This is a genomic window from Propionigenium maris DSM 9537 (assembly GCF_027925155.1).
GTDB lineage: Bacteria > Fusobacteriota > Fusobacteriia > Fusobacteriales > Fusobacteriaceae > Propionigenium > Propionigenium maris.
Genome location: NZ_BSDY01000039.1, coordinates 1,454 through 21,493, shown reverse-complemented (window position 1 = coordinate 21,493; position 20,040 = coordinate 1,454). Strand labels below are relative to the sequence as shown.

12 protein-coding genes, 1 tRNA gene and 2 rRNA genes are annotated in these 20,040 nt (G+C 40.9%); 1 reads left to right on the top strand and 14 read right to left on the bottom strand.

Going from position 1 to position 20,040, the window contains the following annotated elements; genetic code table 11:
• The first annotated feature begins 648 nt into the window (after nucleotides 1-648).
• Nucleotides 649-1,749 (top strand): IS91 family transposase, encoded by a 1,101-nt coding sequence (locus tag QMG11_RS20010; protein ID WP_309302100.1) that lies wholly within the window; start codon nucleotides 649-651, stop codon nucleotides 1,747-1,749.
• A gap of 222 nt (nucleotides 1,750-1,971) precedes the next feature.
• Here the strand turns inward: QMG11_RS20010 and QMG11_RS19075 are convergent, their stop codons facing one another.
• The 14 genes from QMG11_RS19075 to QMG11_RS19010 form a co-directional block, all read right to left on the bottom strand.
• Entirely contained in the window at nucleotides 1,972-2,319 is a 348-nt protein-coding gene (locus QMG11_RS19075) for a DUF1667 domain-containing protein (protein WP_281837909.1), read from the bottom strand.
• A 1-nt stretch (nucleotide 2,320) separates the two neighbouring features.
• Nucleotides 2,321-3,583, bottom strand: coding sequence for an NAD(P)/FAD-dependent oxidoreductase (locus tag QMG11_RS19070; protein ID WP_281837908.1), 1,263 nt, complete (start codon nucleotides 3,581-3,583; stop codon nucleotides 2,321-2,323).
• A 314-nt stretch (nucleotides 3,584-3,897) separates the two neighbouring features.
• Entirely contained in the window at nucleotides 3,898-5,322 is a 1,425-nt protein-coding gene (locus tag QMG11_RS19065) for an NAD(P)/FAD-dependent oxidoreductase (protein ID WP_281837907.1), read from the bottom strand.
• Between the two features lie 372 nt (nucleotides 5,323-5,694).
• Nucleotides 5,695-7,206, bottom strand: coding sequence for a glycerol kinase GlpK (glpK, locus tag QMG11_RS19060; RefSeq protein WP_281837905.1), 1,512 nt, complete (start codon nucleotides 7,204-7,206; stop codon nucleotides 5,695-5,697).
• A gap of 52 nt (nucleotides 7,207-7,258) precedes the next feature.
• The gene (locus QMG11_RS19055) at nucleotides 7,259-7,990 is read right to left on the bottom strand and encodes an MIP/aquaporin family protein (protein WP_281837903.1); all 732 of its coding nucleotides are present in this window, start codon (nucleotides 7,988-7,990) and stop codon (nucleotides 7,259-7,261) included.
• Between the two features lie 612 nt (nucleotides 7,991-8,602).
• A complete protein-coding gene (locus QMG11_RS19050; protein WP_281837901.1) occupies nucleotides 8,603-9,925 on the bottom strand; it encodes an MFS transporter in 1,323 nt (440 codons plus the stop codon).
• Between the two features lie 321 nt (nucleotides 9,926-10,246).
• Nucleotides 10,247-10,816 (bottom strand): glycerol-3-phosphate responsive antiterminator, encoded by a 570-nt coding sequence (locus QMG11_RS19045; RefSeq protein WP_281837899.1) that lies wholly within the window; start codon nucleotides 10,814-10,816, stop codon nucleotides 10,247-10,249.
• Nucleotides 10,817-10,918: 102 nt separating this feature from the next.
• Nucleotides 10,919-11,629, bottom strand: a complete 711-nt coding sequence (locus tag QMG11_RS19040) for a glycerophosphodiester phosphodiesterase (protein ID WP_281837897.1) — start codon at nucleotides 11,627-11,629, stop codon at nucleotides 10,919-10,921.
• Nucleotides 11,630-11,692: 63 nt separating this feature from the next.
• Entirely contained in the window at nucleotides 11,693-13,981 is a 2,289-nt protein-coding gene (gene gltA, locus QMG11_RS19035) for an NADPH-dependent glutamate synthase (protein WP_281837896.1), read from the bottom strand.
• A 151-nt stretch (nucleotides 13,982-14,132) separates the two neighbouring features.
• A complete protein-coding gene (locus QMG11_RS19030) occupies nucleotides 14,133-14,618 on the bottom strand; it encodes a tetratricopeptide repeat protein (protein ID WP_281837895.1) in 486 nt (161 codons plus the stop codon).
• Nucleotides 14,619-14,820: 202 nt separating this feature from the next.
• Nucleotides 14,821-16,638 (bottom strand): P-loop NTPase fold protein, encoded by a 1,818-nt coding sequence (locus QMG11_RS19025; protein WP_281837894.1) that lies wholly within the window; start codon nucleotides 16,636-16,638, stop codon nucleotides 14,821-14,823.
• Nucleotides 16,639-16,839: 201 nt separating this feature from the next.
• Nucleotides 16,840-16,915, bottom strand: a tRNA-Asn gene (locus QMG11_RS19020).
• A gap of 7 nt (nucleotides 16,916-16,922) precedes the next feature.
• A 5S ribosomal RNA gene (gene rrf / locus QMG11_RS19015) occupies nucleotides 16,923-17,039 on the bottom strand.
• 59 nt (nucleotides 17,040-17,098) lie between these two features.
• Nucleotides 17,099-20,030 (bottom strand): 23S ribosomal RNA (locus tag QMG11_RS19010).
• Nucleotides 20,031-20,040 lie beyond the last annotated feature (10 nt).

Here is a 20,040-nt window from a genome sequence, read left to right as displayed (position 1 = left end):
TGATAATCATAGAGTTAGAGGGCTAAGCAGGAAGTTTTTTAATGTTAGTTTAAAGATATTATTATTTACAATAGAAAAGGCCATTGCAATATTGAAAATTATACAATACTTTTGCAACAGCCTATAATAGTAAAATATATAATGTTTCAATTTTTTTCAAAAAGTATCTAAAGTTTTCAACAAAAATAATTCCAGCACTCCTCCGGCTATAAAGCTTTTCTCTGGTTATATTGCAAAGAAATATAGAAATGATAATGGAGATCCTTTATCTAAGAAATATGTTAAAGATTTATATAAGGATTATTTTGATGAAGATAAAGCAGAGTCAGAGATTAGCAAGTTAGAAGAAGATTATTCTAAGGAAATAATTACAAATTCACAAATTACACTTAATAAGTGTGCACTATTCAAGTCTTCTTTAATATTTTTAATAGTTTTTCTTTTTTATAAATGTAGCTGTTTCTAAATTGTTTTTTCAAAATGAAAGAGAAGTCATACAAAATAAATTAATTCTCAGAAATTTACCAGGTATTAACTTTGAAAATTAGGTGTTTTAAATAAAAAATAGCCGCTTAATCGCGGCTTTTTTTGTTCTTAAAAACTTCATATCATATAGGTATGACCTCTTGAAATAAACCTTTAAAAGAAATAATTTCCAGATACTTCTTTGCATACTGGCGAACTAATAATTATAAGTTTCCTAACTTTTTAAGGCATCATATTCTTAAAAATATTAACGCTTTTCTTGAATGTGGCGATCCTGATATAGGTTTTACTTCCTTCATATGCTTAAAATGTAAAACTATACATAAAACTCCCTTTTCATGCAAATCACGATTTTGTTCATCATGCGGTAAAATCTATGCTGAAAAATGGGCTAACAATGTTTCTGATAACTTAATCGACTGTCACCACAGGCATGCTGTCTTCTCACTTCCTAAGGGGTGGATAAGAAATTTTTTCTTCAAAAACAGACAGCTTCTAAAGAAATTAGCAGAAGCTTCGTACCTCGCGCTGAAATATTCATTTAAAAAGCTTGGTATTATCCATTTTGGTGCTATTGCTACTATCTATACATTCTCTAGAAAAATAAAGTGGAACCCTCATATCCATTGTTTAATTACCTTTGGTGGAGTGACTAAAAATAGTCATTGGAAAAATATAAACAACTTACCATGGCAGGTTTTAAGAAGGTCCTGGCAAAAGTGCGCCCTGGATATCATTGCTGAATATGCCAAAATAAATAATCTTCCTTATCTAAAAAATAAGATTTCTTTATCCTACAAAAGGTATCCTAAAGGTTTCTTTGTTAATGCTGAGTCTAGGGTTGGGAATTCTAAAAATATTGCTAAATATCTCGGAAGGTATTTAGCCCGGTCAGCTATAGCTGAGTATCGGATCATTTCTTTTAATGATAAAATCGTCAAATTTTGGTTTAAAGAAACTGATTCCAATAGAAGAAACCAACTTACCCTAACTATGGATATTTTTCTTGGCAGAATACTTTCCCATATTCCCCCTAAAAACTTCAAGATGGTAAGGCGGTTTGGACTATATTCAAGAAGGGCAAAAAATAAAATCCCCAGGAAGAAGAAGTTATTTAAAACTAAGCCTTCCTGGGGTGAGCGCTTCTTTAAAGCATTTGGTATTAACCCTTTAATTTGTCGTAAGTGCAGTTCTAAGCTGCACTTACTTGAAATCTATCATGTTAAGTACGGTACTATTCAGCACAACGATTACTCTCCATGATGCTACGCGCATATTAAAGTTACAAACCGTGCCCGCCAGTACGGTATTTTGTAATGCTTAAATATATGCGACAGATCTATTTTATACTATATTTGAAGCTTTTTCCAATTCTATGCCTAAAGAATATGAGTTTTTAATTATATACTTTCCTTAACAATAAAAAGAACCTCACAGCTGTGAGGCTCCTTTACAGTTGATCTATCTAATCTATAGGGTAAGATTTTACATGTTTCTTGTAGCTACTATGTCAACTCCTGTATCCAGGACGTTTTTAATGATTACATCTCCCATCTTTACTGGAGACTTTACCTCTACCTTGTTGATCTCATCCATACACTTAAAGATAAGTCCCTTTGGGATAGGGTCAGCAGTTTTTACTGTAAGCCTGTTGTAGATTCCACCCTCTATCTTTACACTGGATGTAACTATCCTTGTAGGGGCTGTCAGCTCCGCTTCAGCATATTTTTGACCTCTAGGACACTGGTTTCCAGTTGTCTTAAACTCATTATCAATATCTACTTCCATATGACATCCCATGGGACATGCGATACACACTAATTCCTTTATCATCTTACATTCCTCCCTCTACTACAACTACCTTTAGCTCCGATCCCTCTATCTTATCCAGGATCACCTTAGGTACGATTATCTTCTCCATCTCTCCAGGAGCCATGTGCTTCTTCTTCAGGGAGATAAGTGTATTGTCCCCGTCTCTTAGCTCCAGCCTTACATCTCTGTATACATTTCCCACCCTCATAAATATCTCCAGCTTATCCTCTATATTGTCGAGGTTAACCTTCTGAGGTACTGTATAGTTAACTCCGTAATCGGCCTTTATTCTCTTTTCCTCTCCCTCTTTTGTAACTTCCTTCTTCAGGAACCTTGCTGCAGCCTTACCTGCTCTTCTGGATTCAGCACTTACAAAGTCCACAAGATCGTGTACGTGTACTACGTTTCCGCAGGCAAATATTCCCTCTACGCTTGTTTCCATAAGTTCATTTACTATCGGTCCAGAAGTTCTCTGATCTATATCCAGCTCGGCTCCCCTTGAAAGCTCATTTTCAGGGATAAGTCCCACTGAAAGAAGAAGTGTGTCACAGTCATAGTGCTTCTCAGTTCCAGGAATAGGTTTTCTGTTCTCATCCACCTGGGCGATGGTGATTCCCTCTACTCTTCCCTTACCTCTTATCTCTGTTACTGTATGGCTTAGAAGCAGTGGGATATCGTAGTCATCTAGACACTGAACTATGTTTCTTGTAAGTCCTCCTGAGTATGGCATTAACTCCACCACAGCCTCTACCTTGGCACCCTCTAGGGTCATTCTTCTTGCCATGATAAGACCAATATCCCCAGATCCAAGGATTACAGCCTTCTTACCTACCATATATCCTTCCATGTTTATATATCTCTGAGCTGCCCCTGCAGTGAATACTCCTGCCGGTCTGTCTCCAGGGATAGATATAGCTCCTCTTGTTCTCTCTCTGCATCCCATAGCCATTATTATAGCCCCTGCATCTATCTCTACAAATCCGTCCACTGTATTTATCATCTGTATCTTTCTGTCTCTGCTTACATTCAGTACCATGGTATCCAGCTTATACTCTATTCCTCTTTCCATAAGCTGGTCTATGAATCTCTGAGCATACTCGGGACCTGTCAGCTCCTCCTTAAACTCATGCAGTCCGAATCCATTGTGGATACACTGCTGAAGGATTCCACCCATCTCCTTGTCCCTTTCTATAACTAATATATTTTCAATTCCGTTTTCTCTTGCTTCTATTGCTGCAGCAAGCCCTGCAGGCCCACCACCAATTACTACTAAATCATATTTCATAACTGCCTCCATTTAAATTTAATTATTCCCCTTTGGCTCTCCTAAATTGAACCGGTAAAAAGATCTATCTTAAATATTTTTATATTTTCCTCTATGTGAACCTCTATTAAATAGATGAATCTTCTTCTTCTAATCCTGACCTTTGCAGTCGTCCAACTTCACAGTAGTTATACTACTTCGATTCGTTATACTCTTAGGTTCAATCTTGAGCCCAGAAAAGAATCGGAATCCTTGTTCATACTCACCAAGACAATTGCAGAGGTCTTGATCTTCTTTGGTACCTTTCTTGTATCAAGACAAGAAAGGTACACCAATTATTTAGTTGTCCCAGTCAAAATATATGAATCCTTGGCATCTAGAACTACATCCTCTAAGGTCATATCTAGCTCTCTTGCTATGATCTCCTGTACTCTAGGTCCGCAGAAGCCTCCCTGACATCTTCCCATACCTGGTCTGCATCTCTTCTTTACACCGTCTACAGTTGTAGCTCCTACCTTCCTGTGAATGGAGTCCACTATCTCTCCTTCAGTTATATTTTCACATCTGCATATGATTCTTCCATAGTTTGGATCCCTCTTTATAATCTCTGCCTTCTCCTCAGGTGAAAGCTCCATAAATACTACCTGCTTTCTCTCTGGGTTAAACTCCTCGTTTACCTGGGCATCCAGCTTCTCAGCTACCATCTTAGCTACATCCACACCTATTGCCGGTGCAGAGGTAAGTCCTGGAGACTTTATTCCTCCCACATCTATAAATCCTGGAGCATCTGCAGCTTCCTCTACAATAAAGTCATCTCTGTCAGCTTGGGCTCTAAGTCCTGCAAAGTTTCTTATGGATTCTCTAAACTGTATTCCCTCTATGGATCTTGTTGCATTGTTTCTTACAAAAGCAAGCTGCTCTCCAGTTGTGGAGATATCCTCCTTATCCTCAAGGTCCTCAGCATCTGGTCCCAGAAGAAGGTTCCCGTGAACTGTAGGAGTTACCAGCACTCCCTTCCCCAGCTTACTTGGACATTGGAAGATTACCCTGTCCACAAGCTCTCCCTGAGTCTTATCCATTACAAAGTACTGTCCCCTTCTAGGTGTTATCTTGTATGTTGGTGCTGCTATCATATTGTGGATCTTATCTGCATAAACCCCTGCAGCATTGATTACTATCTTGGCATCAAAGTGCCCGCTCTTAGTAAGGACTCTGTAACCTCCCTCTATCTTCTCTATATCTACTACATCTTGATTTAGCTCAAGGTCTACACCATTTTCCACTGCATTTTCAAGCATAGCTGCAGTTAGCTCCCAAGGTCCAACAATCCCCGCTGTCTCAGCTAAAAGTGCCGCCACTACTTCATCGTTTACATTTGGCTCTATCCTCTTTATCTCATCCTTTTCTATGATCCTCATCTGAGGGATATTGTTCTTTCTTCCCCTCTCCATAAGGTCTGCCAGGTGCTCCCTCTCCTCCTCTGAAAAAGCCAGTACCAGCGATCCGCATCTTTTGAAGGGTACATCTAGCTCCTGAGAGAGTTTATCAAACATTGCGTTTCCAAGAGCATTGTACTTACCCATTAGAGTTCCTTCCTTGGCATCATACCCTGCATGGACTATAGCTGAGTTAGCCTTAGTTGAACCATTGGATACATCGTTTTCCCTTTCCAGTACCACAGCATCTAATTTAAATTTAGCCAGCTCCCTTGCCACTGAAGCTCCGCTTATTCCTGCTCCTATTACCACTACATCTCTCATCTAAATCTACCTCCGTAATCTTTTAAATTTCTTCCTGTAAAACTCCCTTTTAAGAAAAAAGCCAGGTAAACATGAGGTATCTAAAATACCTCTCAGTTTACCTGGCTCACTCTATTCTCATGCCAATATTTAATTTTTAATTACCCGACTCCAGTCCGTAAATCTGAATCCCGTAAAACATTAACTTTAGATCTTCCCATTAGCTCCAGAGAAGATTATAGGCCATCGTCATCTCTAGACCTATTTTTCACTAGGATATTACCACTTATCGAACAAAATGTCAACTTATATGGTTAAAGTTATTTTTTTCTTTTAATCTATAGATCTTTAAAAAAGCTATCTGGAAGTTAATCCAGATAGCTCCCTGATTTATTATTCAGTTTCCCACTTAAGAGATCTCTCTACAGCTTTTCTCCATCCACCGTAAAGCTTTTCCTTGTGATCCTCTTCAATAGCAGGGTTGAACTTTCTGTTTATCTTCCAGCTCTCAGCTATCTCACTCTTATCCTTCCAGAATCCCACAGCCAGACCAGCAAGGTACGCTGCTCCTAGAGCTGTTGTTTCAGTTATCTCAGGTCTCAGTACATCTGCTCCCAGGATATCCGACTGGAACTGCATTAGGAAGTTGTTCTTAACTGCTCCTCCATCTACTCTAAGGGCATTTAGCTCGATTCCAGAGTCGTCCTTCATTGCGTCCAGAAGGTCTCTCGACTGGTAAGCTATAGACTCTAGAGTAGCTCTGATTATGTGGTTTCTGTTAGCTCCCCTTGTAAGTCCTACAATAGTTCCTCTAGCATACATATCCCAGTATGGTGATCCCAGTCCTACAAATGCAGGTACCACATATACTCCGTTACTGTCCTCTACCTTGTTAGCAAAGTACTCTGTATCTGCAGCATCGTTGATAAGCTTAAGCTCATCTCTTAGCCACTGTATAGAAGCTCCTCCTACGAATACGGAACCTTCTAGAGCGTACTCTACCTTCCCGTTCATTCCAATAGCTATTGTTGTAAGCAGTCCGTTCTTCGATTCAACTGCCTTCTCCCCTGTATTCATAAGAAGGAAGCAACCTGTTCCATAGGTATTCTTAGCCTCTCCCGGAGCAAAACAAGCCTGACCAAATAGTGCTGCCTGCTGGTCCCCTGCAATACCAGAGATAGGAATTCTGTATCCTCCGCTACCTGCTACTCCTCCAAGGTTTGCCTCTCCGTAAACCTCACTTGAGTTTTTAACCTCTGGCAGCATAGATGCAGGAACCCCTAGCTCCTCCATCATTCTCTCATCCCACTTAAGTTCCTTTATGTTATAAAGCATTGTTCTTGAAGCATTTGTAGGATCGGTTACGTGTACCCTTCCATTTGTCAGCTTCCAGATGATCCATGTATCTACAGTTCCAAATAGAAGGTCTCCGTTGTCTGCCTTCTCCCTTGCTCCTGGTACATTGTCCAGTATCCACTTTATCTTAGTTCCAGAGAAGTATGCATCTACCACAAGTCCGGTGTTGGACTTTACATATGCTTCCAGTCCATCTCTTGTCTTCAGCTCATCACAGATCTCAGCTGTTCTTCTACACTGCCAAACAATTGCGTTGTATACAGGCTCTCCAGTATTCTTGTCCCATACTACAGTTGTCTCTCTCTGGTTAGTGATTCCCATAGCTGCTATCTCTTCATTCTTTATTCCAGTCTTAGCGATTACCTCAGTTAATACAGAACTCTGGCTTGACCAGATCTCAAATGGATCGTGCTCTACCCATCCTGCTTCAGGATATATCTGAGTAAACTCTTTTTGAGCCATCCCTATAGTTCTTCCGTCCTTATTAAATACAATCGCTCTCGAGCTTGTTGTTCCTTGGTCCAGTGCTATTACATACTTTTTTTCCATTATCAGATATCCTCCTTAGATTATTTCTATATTGTTAAACAGAAGTTTTAAATTATTGCCACATTGTCAGACAGAAGTTATAGAATAGTGCTCCTACTGTACCTCCTACTAATGGTGCCACAACAGGGACCCAAGCATATGACCAGTTAGAATGTCCCTTTCCTTTTATCGGTAGGATTGCGTGAACAATTCTTGGTCCAAGGTCTCTTGCAGGGTTGATAGCGTATCCAGTTGCTCCTCCTAATGAAAGTCCGATAGCCCACACTAAGATACCCACAAGTAGTGGTGACGCTGCTGGAGCCATAAGGTTATTTGCATTTCCTATACCTAATACTCCAAATACAAGCACAAATGTTCCTATAGCCTCTGAAACAAAGTTCCATTTGTAATCTTTAATTGCTGGTCCAGTTGAAAATACCCCTAACTTTGTTCCTGCATCTTCTTCCTGGTCCATATGATTTTTAAATGCTAAATAAGCTAATGTCGCTCCTGCCATTGCTCCTAACATCTGAGCTACAATATACCCTGGTACTAAAGCCCAGTCAAAAGCTCCTGTTATAGCTAATGCTACAGTTACCGCAGGGTTTATATGAGCTCCACTCACCCAACCAGTAGCATATACTGCCATAGCTACTCCAAATCCCCATCCAGCAGTTATTACTATCCAACCACTGCCTTTAGCATAACTGTCCTTTGTACTGGTGTTCATACATACACCTGCTCCAAACACAATAAGTATCATCGTTCCAACAAATTCCGCAAAATACATTCCCATTGCTGACATTTTTTTCCTCCCTTTTCTCTTTTTTATTTTTCACTTACAAAATTCTATTTCACTAAGAAAAACAAAAAACCCGCAAAACAATCCCCCCCTGGAATCTTTGCGTGGCCTCTCCTATTTTCTTAGCCAAATATGTATTTTCAATTTAAGTATATTTTGATTTTTCTAATTTGTCAAATTTTTGCCCTAAAAAATATTATTTTTTGTTCTATTTTAAGTACATTATTTCACAAAGCGTATTTTTTGAGATGTTTTGTCATATTTTCGAAAGAGAAGAGAGATTCCTTTTATAATGCTGTACACTTTAAAGGAAGATAAAAAAGAACCTCTAAAACACATACAATGTTTAGAATAGCCTTCCCATCTCTTAGTCTAACATGTTTTAACCCGACCGTTATATTACTTTTTCTCCATTCAATCAAGAATTGTAGACTCTTCCACACTCTTTTCATCTCCAGCACCCCTGCGATATTTTGACCTTAGCCACACAAAAGCTATCTCCCTCTACCTTAGCTTAAAACCACCTTTGAAAACTCTCAAAATTATCTCCTCCCTTTCAATAGGTATAAGATAAAAAAAGCAGTGCCCTTCCAGCACCACTTTTTATCTATTCTTTTAAGCTGTTTTTTTCTTTACGATTCCTGCATTCCATGCTGGGATAAGAAGTAGTATTGCCATCACTGCTGAACCTATCAGCATTATAAAGTAGACATTCCAGGAGTAGTTATCCAGTACATATCCCACACCGATCTCTGAACCTGTAGCTCCTATAAAGTATCCAAAGAGTCCCGTCCATCCAGCAGACATTCCTGCACTGTCATCCCTTGCATTATCCACAGCTGCTATTCCTATAGCTGCAACTGGGAAGTATATGAGAGCCCCTATGAGAGCAATAGCTAAGTTTATAACTAGCATACTGTCTGTTAACCAGTAAGCTAGTACTGAAACAATTGAAAGTACTAAACAGATTACAGTTAGAGGTGTTCTTCTTCCCTTGAACATCTTATCTGAAAGCCAACCCAGGAAGATAGTTCCAGGGATAGCTGCAAATTCAAACATAAAGAAAGCCCATCCGGCCTCATTCATGTTAATCCCCTTATATTGAACCAGGTAAACAGATATCCAGTCAAGGGTTCCATATCTTAAGAAGTAAACAAAGGCATTTGCCAGAGCCAGAGACCAGAGGGTTTTATTTCTTAAAATATCCTCCATAAATATCTCCTTGGAAGTTCTTCCTCCCCTTTTAGCTCCCTTATCCTCCCTTACAATCTCTCCGTGATACTCCTCCACCGATGGAAGTCCTAAGCTTTCTGGTTTATCCCTCAGGAATACCATTACAAGAACACCTGCTACTATCGAGATTACCCCCGGTAGGTAGAAGAGCCCCTGCCAGCTTCCGGAAAACATTCTTACACCCATTATAACTATAAATGGAATTATCATAGCCCCTACATTATGAGCTGTATTCCATATGGACATCCAGGTACCCCTCTCATCGTTGGAGAACCAGACCTTCATTGTTTTTCCACATGGAGGCCATCCCATAGACTGAACCCATCCGTTCAGAGTCCAGAGAACTGTAAAGGCCGCAATACTTTGAAAACTACCAAAGATAATATTTATAATCCCCGCCAGTATAAGTCCAAGTCCCATAAAGTATCTGGGGTTAGATTTATCCGATACTCCCCCCATTATAAACTTTCCAAATCCGTATGCCAGTGGCATTCCTGCTGCAATAGCACCTACCTGAAGCTTTGTATATCCTAGCTGCTCAATTAAATATGGTTTTGCAAAGGATAGATTTTTTCTCGTTATATAAAACACTGCATATGCTAAAAATATTGTGATAAAAACCTGCCACTTATACCTTCTGTACTCCTTATCTGCATCCTTTACCCTGACCCCAAGAACTTCTGCTGGTTTTAAAAATCCAATCATAACTCTTCTCCTTCATTCTGTAGATTTAATTTTGTATCATAGTCAGCTACCCTGCATCCCCTCTTCAGTGAGACTCATTGCTTTACTGCACTACCCATGCAAAAACAAAAAAGGCATTCTAAAACACCCCCCAGTGTTTAGAATGGCCTCATCTCAGTTCATCTCATAGCCGAATATGCTTTAATAAACATATTCTATTATACTTTTCTACTTTTGTCAACTTTTAGAACTTTATTTTTGAATTTAGAGCATTTAAAAACAATTCGTTTGATTTTTTATAGTTGTTTGACTTCAAGGTCACTCTTAGAGCCCACTAGTCTATTAGACATTCCATAACTTTTTCTGAGTTGTGGATACCCCTTGGGCTCCTGCTCTCAGAGCATTCATTATATCTTCCTTATCCCCTATAAGTCCCCCTGCAATAACAGGGACCCTTAGTTCCTTGGCAAGCCTTCTGATTATCTTAGGCATAAGCCCTGGAAGAACCTCCACTGCATGGGGGTTATTCTCCTTGGCATACTTTAATGTATTTTCAAAGGAGAGGGAATCCAAAAGGAAGAACCTCTGAATTACCATGACCTTCATCTTCTTTGCATTTTTTATCACACTGTGTTTCGTACTTATTATTCCATCTAAATCCGTATTTTTTACCAGGTATTCTAGAGCATAGGTCGAGTAGGACAGGCCGTCCACCAGATCTGCATGGACAAACACGATTTTTCCCGCTTCCTTCAGCTTTTCCACCATGGACTTAATGTTAAAAAGGTTTGAAGTAAGTATAAATACCAGTTCACTCTCACTTGCTATAACTTCTTCCACACCCTTTTCATCCTTTACAGCTGATATTATTGGATTTCTTTCTAAAATTTCCTTTATTCTTGACAACTTCATTCCCCCTAGACGATACTTTTCCCTAAAATATCCAAAACTAAAATAAAATATAATTCAATTGCTTAACTATATTATACACAATTTGTAATTATATTTAAAAATTTATCTTTCTCCTATCTCTGGATAATCTGAAAAGATACCGTCCAACCCTAGATTTTTCAGTTCCTCAAACCTCTCCCTGGAATTAACAGTATAGGAGTATATCCTGCACCCGGTACCTTTGAGGTGTTTTAAATAATCCTCATCCAGGTAGTCCTGAGAGGGGTGGATACTCCAGGGATCCAGCTCCTTGAATCCCCTATACTCATCTATCCCCAGAAGTTTTCCATAGAATAGTAGTCCTATCTTCATATCCCTGCTTCTTTTTCTTATCCCCTTTAAAAGCTTATGGTCGAAGGAGGAGATTATAACTCTCTCCACAATCCCATACCTTTCAACGGTTTCAACTACCATACCTGCTATATCCCTCTTATCCAGCATAAAGCTCTTTATCTCTATATTCAGAAGGGTACCCTCAGGAAGAAGCTCCACTACCTCCTCCAAGGTGGGAATCCTCTCCCCTGCATACTCCTCTCCAAACCAGCTTCCTGCATCCAGTTGCCTCAGCTCCTCCAGGGTCTTTCTCATTACATATCCTTTACCATCGGTAGTCCTGTCCACCCTGTAATCGTGGATTACCACCAGTTTGTTGTCCCTGCTCAGCTGTACATCAAACTCTACAGCCTTAACTCCCGCTTCCATAGCTTTCTTCATGGCAGCCAGCGTGTTTTCCGGTGCTTCTCCGCTGGCTCCCCTGTGAGCAAATACTACCATAAATCCTCCTTGTAGATTCCATACCCCTTCTCTGGTACCTGTAGTAGATCTTAATCTTTATAGTTAATTCCTCATGGTCTTTATATATGTATCTATCTCCACAGCTGCCTTCTTTCCCGCTTCCATAGCAAGGATTACAGTGGCAGCACCAGTTACTGCATCTCCCCCGGCAAAGACTCCCATCTTTGTTGTCATATGGTTGTCCTCTCCAGTGACTATGCAGTTCCACCTGTTTACTTCCAGTCCCTCTGTTTTATTTGGTATCAGTTCATTGGCCTTGGTACCGATGGCCATTATCACACTGCTTGTCTCCAGTATAAACTCCGATCCTGGAATCTCCACCGGCCTTCTTCTTCCGCTGGAATCAGCCTCTCCCAGCTCCATCTTAACACACCTTATGGCCTCTACCCAGCCAGCCTCATTGGCAATTATCTCCACTGGATTTGTGAGGATATCAAAGATTATCCCCTCCTCCTGGGCATGATGAACCTCCTCCAGCCTTGCCGGCAGCTCCTCCATACTTCTTCTGTATACCACATGGGTTTTACTCCCCAGTCTGGCAGCAGTTCTGGCTGCATCCATGGCTACATTTCCTCCACCGATAACCACAGTCTTCTCTCCCACCTTCACCGGTGTCATATGGTCATCCCTATGAGCCTTCATAAGATTTACCCTTGTAAGGAACTCATTGGCTGAGAATACTCCGTTGGAGTTTTCCCCTGGAATTCCCATGAAGTTAGGTAGTCCTGCTCCACTGGCTATAAATACAGCGCTGTATCCCTTCTCCTCCAAAAGTTCATCCACAGTAAATGTTCTTCCTATAAGGGCATTGGTAACTATCTCCACTCCCAGCCTCTTGATATTTTCTATCTCCTTCTCCACCACCGAGTGCTTAGGAAGCCTGAACTCTGGTATACCGTAGGTCAGTACTCCTCCTGGCTCATGGAGAGCCTCATATACCCTTACCTTATATCCCATCTTCGCCAGCTCACTTGCAGCAGCTAGTCCTGCAGGTCCGCTTCCTACCACAGCCACCTTTTCCTGCTTCTCCTCATCCTTTACAGCCTCTACTCCGTTCTTCAGGGCGTAGTCTCCCACATACTTCTCCAGCTTCCCAATGGCAATGGCATCCCCCCTTACTCCCATTACACACCTTTCTTCACACTGGGTCTCCTGGGGACATACCCTTCCACAGATTGCAGGGAAGCATGAAGCTTCAAATATTACCTCAGCTGCCTTATCAAACTTACCCCTCTTTATATTTCCTATAAATTCAGGGATATTTATTGACACGGGACAGCCCTCTATACACTTGGCGTTTTTACACTCCAGACACCTGTTGGCCTCCTCTATGGCCTCCTCCTCTGTGTATCCCAGGCATACCTCCTCAAAGTTTTTAACCCTGATCTCTGCATCTAAGGCAGCTATGGGAACCCTCTTAAATCTGTCCCCCTTCTCCTCTACAGGCTCCTCCTCGTGGCAGCCACAGCTGTGGGAGTGGTGGGTATCTCCCTCTATCTCAGCCAGGGTTCTTCTTCCCTCCTCGGTCTTGTACATCTGCTGCCTTCTCATGGCCTCATCAAAATCCACCAGGTGTCCGTCAAACTCGGGACCGTCCACACAGGCAAACCTTATATCCTCTCCTATACTTACCCTGCAGGCTCCGCACATTCCCGTCCCATCTATCATAAGAGGATTCAGGCTTACCACAGTTTTTATTCCATACTCCTTGGTAAGCTGAGCTACAAACTTCATCATTACAAGGGGACCTATGGCAACTATCTCATCATAACTCTTCCCCTCTTCTTCCACGAGATCCCTTATTACATCTGTAACCCTTCCGTGGATACCATAGGACCCGTCATCTGTACATACGTAGAGATTCTTTGCTTCCCTTCTCATCTCCTCCTCAAGTATGAGGGTGTCTTTGCTTCTTGTCCCGATTATTACATCTACATCTATTCCCTGTTCCTTCATCCACTTTACCTGGGGATATACTGGAGCTGTTCCCACTCCCCCTGCAACAAAGAGGTAGTTTTTATTCCTGTCCAGTTTAGCGAGATCAGTCAGCTCGCTTTCATGACCCAGTGGCCCTGCCACATCCAAAAAGGTGTCTCCAACCTCCTTCTCTCCCATGAGAACAGTACTCTCTCCAAGTACCTGGAAAACTATAGTGACCGTATTCTTCTCCCTGTCATAGTCACATACAGTTAGAGGTATCCTCTCCCCCTTCTCATGAGTTCTTACTATTAAAAAGTGTCCTGGAAGAGCTGACTGAGCTAAGTTGGGAGCATAGATATCCATAAGACATATCTCCCTGGTCAGCCACTCCTTCTTTAAAATTTCAAACATTCGTCCCCCCTAGAAATACAATAATTTGATATTAAGATACATTATAGCACATTAGCAAACTTTATTGGAAGTATATCCTTTAAACTATACTTTAATGCAAGAGATTCTTTCAGCATTCAAAAAAAAGACTGTAATCTACAGCCTTTTTTATCTAATCAAACTTCCTGTCCAGCTTGTCCGAGTAAAATAAAATTGCTTCCCTGTAACCCTTGATCTTTTCATCCTCTGAGCTATTAGCCACTACCTTCAATAATCTTTCCATAGACTCTCCATGCTTCTTTAAGTTATAGAGTGTCATTGCATAAAACACCTCGAACTCCAGGTTCTCTGGAAACACCTTCAGAGCTTCTGTAAATACTTCTGCCGATTTATCGTATTCTCCCAGACACCTATAGGTGCTTCCCAGCCCCAGATATGCTCCCTCCAGCTCCTCTCCCTTTAGACCATTCCTGATTGCTTTCACATAGTATTCTACAGCTTCTCCCTCCCTTTCCAGGACATCGCAGCACCATGCACACTGGTAGTTTCCCTGGGGATCCTCTGGTTCTTCTTCCAAATATGATTTTACAAGCTCCAGAGCTTCTTCCTTCAAACCACTACTTCTCAGTTCAGCTGCCTTTAATAGTCTTTCATCCATTCCCTTCCCCTTTATTTAAAAATCGATACCTTTGTCTTGATACAAATGTATCCGAAAAATCAAGACCTCCGGCAATTGTCTTCTTGGGTTATTCAGAGTTTCCGTTTCTTTTATAGGCTCTAGATAGAACCTAATGAGCTCAACGGAACGAAGCAAAATATTCTGTGATGTTCAACGACTGCCTACAGTCGCTTAAAATATATTAGCTTACTTTAGTATTTTCTATATGCTGTATGGTTTCACCTATTTTTTCTATGGTTTCTTGTATCCTTACTCTCCTAAGTCTCCCCTTATCTTTTTCAAATTGATCCTTAAAAAGAATTTTGATTTTTTCTAAATGTGGCACATCATTAACTCTAAATTCCCCAGCATTAGATATCTCTAGATATTCTCTCCTTAGTAGGCTATTGAAATAATACAAGCCGCAATTATTTAATCTCTTTACTTCCTCTTCAAGATTATATTCTATTATTTTTTCTATAAGATTGTATCCAAATATCCCATTTCCTAAACCTTCTTCATCTGAATAATAGCTATATTTATTACTATTTATTTCATTAAAGAAATTATAAATTACCTCCTTCTGAAACCTTTCATTGCATTCTCTTGTTTTTTTATCTAATAAGTCTTTTAACTTTTTCTTAAATTCATTTTGTTCTCCCCACACTGAAGACATTGTATCCGAAAATATCTTATATTCTTCTTGAGTGTATTCTTCTAAAAATTTATTAGCTCGCTCTAATATTTTTCTTTCAAGAGTTTCTTTATCTAATGATATTATATGACTCATATCAATTGAATAATTAATTAAATCATAACTGTCTATTAAATCTTTGTATAGCTCCACTTTGCTTTCTTCTAACTTCTCCATTAATTCATTCATTTTACTTTCTAATTCTTCTTCTTCATAAAAAGAGTATTTTTCTTGTATTTCATTTATCAGTTTTCGAATAGGATTCACATCAATTGAAGGATATATTCTTTCTATCTCTTTTTTTAATTTCTCTTCATCTAAAAATCCATCTTTTACAAATTCAATTATTGATTCTATGTAAACAAATCTATATTTCTCATACCTTTTTTTAAATTCCTTTAAATAATCCTTTGGCTCTTTCATAAATCCTAAACTAATAGAGGTCTGTAGCTTTTTTAGACTATCAATATTTGCTTTTGTTAACCCACCATTTTTGAACTCTATAGACATTATTAAAGTATTATAAAATAAGTTCCCTCTTGTTTCTTTTACTTCTTCGACTTCACATTTATAGATTTTATAAAAAACATCAATAAAAAAATCTAATGTTCTTAGATTTTCGGCTTTCAAACTACATATTAAAGATATTAGTTCTTCTTTTTTGCTTTCTATAGCCTCTCTATAGTCGCTATCTCCTATTTTCTCTAACTTTTTCTCTAAAAATTCTCCTATTAACTTTTTCATATCAGGAGTAAACTTTACAACCCTTCTAAATAGTTTTTCTTTAATCTCACCGTATTCATCACTTTTTACTTTTTCATCATTACCAACAATAATAATTTTTATCCCTGCTTCTACAAAATTATCTAATATATAGCCAAATACTTCCTCATATGAAACCTTTTTACTAACTCTTTCTAAATCATCCAATATCAAAATACAGCCATCTAGAGTAAAGCCTTCTAATCCATGAGTGAAAACCTTTTGAATATCTTCTCCCAGCTTTCCAATACCAAAGCTTTCTACTCCTTTTAATATATTTATTCCCTTTCCTAAGAATTTAACAGCCTTATTATCATGAATGTCTTGCTTCTTTAATATCTGTTCCGTCACAAACTTATCTTTAATTCTATCTACACTTTCTAAGCCATTCAAAGATATGTAGACTATATTTTTTTCTGGATCACTCTCTTTAATCTTTGGAATAAAATACTCTCTAATGAAATAAGTCTTTCCTTTTCCCCACTTTCCATCAAGCATATATGCGTAATCAACTTCACCACTATTACAGTAATCCATTAATATACTCTCTATCTTTTCATACATAAGATCTATGTCCCCTTTTCCCTATTTTTTTAACATCATAACACAGTTATTCAAAAAATAAAAAAAGACCTCGTTGTAGGTCTTATTACTGTCTATGTACATATTTAGCTTTTATATTCTAACTTTCATAAGCTACTAATCAATAATATTCATAACAGCTTATTTTCATAACTTTTCTTTAAAATATCCAAAAAATAAAAATGGCGCTTCCAGCTGGGCTCGAACCAGCGACAACGCGATTAACAGTCGCGCGCTCTACCAACTGAGCTATGGAAGCGCAAGTAGCTTGGCAAGTTCCTATCCTCCCAGGGGGCTGCCCCCCAAGTACTTTCAGCGTTTATAGGCTTAACTTCTGGGTTCGATATGTGACCAGGTGTATCCCTATAGCTATTCTCACCAAACTTCTTTATTGAGTTCTCATGGACACTCAAAACTATATAGTAGATTGTAGATCTTTCTATTGGTTAAGACTTCGACATATTAGTATTGGTCAGCTAAAGGTCTCACAACCCTTACACCCCCAACCTATCAACCTCCTAGTCTCGAAGGTGTCTTAGATCATAAAGATCAGAGTACTTATCTCCAAGTTGGCTTCCCGCTTAGATGCTTTCAGCGGTTATCCATTCCAAACGTGACTACCCTGCTGTGCCACTGGCGTGACAACAGGTACATCAGAGGTTTGTCCATCCCGGTCCTCTCGTACTAAGGACAGATCTTGTCAATACTCTTACGCCTACAGTGGATAGGGACCGAACTGTCTCACGACGTTCTGAACCCAGCTCACGTACCGCTTTAATGGGCGAACAGCCCAACCCTTGGGACCTTCTCCAGCCCCAGGATGCGATGAGCCGACATCGAGGTGCCAAACTTTGCCGTCGATATGGACTCTCGGGCAAAATCAGCCTGTTATCCCCGGGGTAGCTTTTATCCGTTGAGCGACGACCCTTCCATTCGGTATCGCCGGATCACTATGTCCTGCTTTCGCACCTGCTCGACCCGTCAGTCTCGCAGTCAAGCTCCCTTTTGCCATTGCACTCTGCGGTTGATTTCCATCCAACCTGAGGGAACCTTTGAACGCCTCCGTTACTCTTTCGGAGGCGACCGCCCCAGTCAAACTGCCCACCTAGCACTGTCTCCATGCGTACAAAGCACAGATTAGAATCCCGACATTACGTGGTTGGTATTCCACCAGCGACTCAACAACAGCTAGCGCCATTGCATCATAGTCTCCCAACTATCCTATACACGTAATGCCAAGACCCAATACCAAGCTACAGTAAAGCTCCACGGGGTCTTTCCGTCCTACTGCAGGTAACCGGTATCTTCACCGGTAATACAATTTCACCAGGCCTCCCGCCAAGACAGCTCTCAAGTCATTACACCATTCGTGCAGGTCGGAACTTACCCGACAAGGAATTTCGCTACCTTAGGACCGTTATAGTTACGGCCGCCGTTCACCGGGGCTTCAATTCGGATCTCTCAATCCTCCTCTTAACCTTCCGGCACTGGGCAGGTGTCAGCCCATATACATCGCCTTTCAGCTTAGCATAGACCTGTGTTTTTGCTAAACAGTTGCTTGAGACTCTTCACTGCGACCACCGAACGCTCAAGTACGCGTGTTACTATCACATTCAGCGGCACCCCTTCTCCCGAAGTTACGGGGCCATTTTGCAGAGTTCCTTAGCGAGAGTTAGCCTGTACGCCTTAGATTTCTCATCCTGAACACCTGTGTCGGTTTCGGGTACGGGCGGTTATAGCTTAACGTTAGAAGCTTTTCTCGGCAGCGTGGGATTTGCACCTTCGTCCTAAGACTCCGTATCACACCTCAGATCTAACCTGGCGGATTTTCCTACCAAGCCATCCTACATGCTTACACATGGACAACCGTCGCCATGCGCGCATACCCTTCTGCGTCCCTCCATCACAAACTATAACCGGCGCAGGAATATTAACCTGCTTTCCATTCGCCTACGCAATCTAGCCTCGGCTTAGGTCCCGGCTTACCCAGGGAAGACAAACTTTACCCTGGAACCCTTGTTCTTCCGGCGAGGGGGATTCTCGCCCCCTTTCTCGCTACTTATTCCTGCATTCTCACTTCCGATACCTCCAGAGTTCCTTATCAGTTCTCCTTCAACGGCCTACGGAACGCTCTCCTACCAATCATGCGCAAGCGCACAATTCCACAACTTCGGTTTATAGCTTAGCCCCGTTACATTGTCGGCGCAGAGACTCTCGACCAGTGAGCTATTACGCACTCTTTAAATGTATGGCTGCTTCTAAGCCAACATCCTGGTTGTTTCAGAATCTCCACCTCCTTTCCCACTTAGCTATAATTTGGGACCTTAGTTGGTGGTCTGGGCTGTTTCCCTTTTGACCATGGATCTTAGTACCCATAGTCTCACTCCTAATCTCTAAATCTACGGTATTCGGAGTTTGATTGACTTCGCTAAGCGGTACGCCCGCTAGGCCATTCAGTGCTCTACCCCCGCAGATAAACAATTAAGGCTGCACCTAAATGCATTTCGGAGAGAACGAGCTATCTCCTGGTTCGATTGGCTTTTCACCCCTAAACCTACCTCATCCCCCGGCTTTTCAACGACGGTGGGTTCGGACCTCCACTGTGTCTTACCACAGCTTCATCCTGGACAGGCTTAGATCACCAGGTTTCGCGTCTACAACCAACGACTGTATCGCCCTATTCAGACTCGGTTTCCCTACGGCTCCGTTATACTTAACCTCGCCATTGATCGTAACTCGCAGGATCATTCTCCAAAAGGCACGCCATCAGTCCGAAGACCTCTGACCGCTTGTAAGCACACGGTTTCAGGTTCTATTTCACTCCCCTCCCGGGGTTCTTTTCACCTTTCCCTCACGGTACTATACGCTATCGGTTAACAAGAGTATTTAGCCTTACGAGATATGGTCCTCGCAGATTCACACAAGATTTCACGTGTCCCGTGCTACTCGGGAGAGATCACACAACTTTAGTAGTTTACCAGTACGGGACTATCACCCTCTACGGTAGTGCTTTCCAACACTCTTCCTATTACCTACTAAACATTGCCGGATACCTTGCAGTTCTCCAGGCGATCTTCCCACAACCCCAGTGCAGCAACGGCTGCATCCTTGACACTACACTGGTTTAGGCTCTTCCCCGTTCGCTCGCCGCTACTTGGGGAATCGTTTTTACTTTCTTTTCCTCGGGTTACTTAGATGTTTCAGTTCACCCGCTTACCTCTTTCGCGCTAATGCTCCACATTAGCAGGTTGCCCCATTCAGAAATCTGCGGATCAATGTTCAATTGCAACTCCCCACAGCTTATCGCAGCTTATCACGTCTTTCATCGGCTCTTGTTACCAAGGCATCCTCCGTGTGCCCTTAATATCTTAACCTAATTTTTTA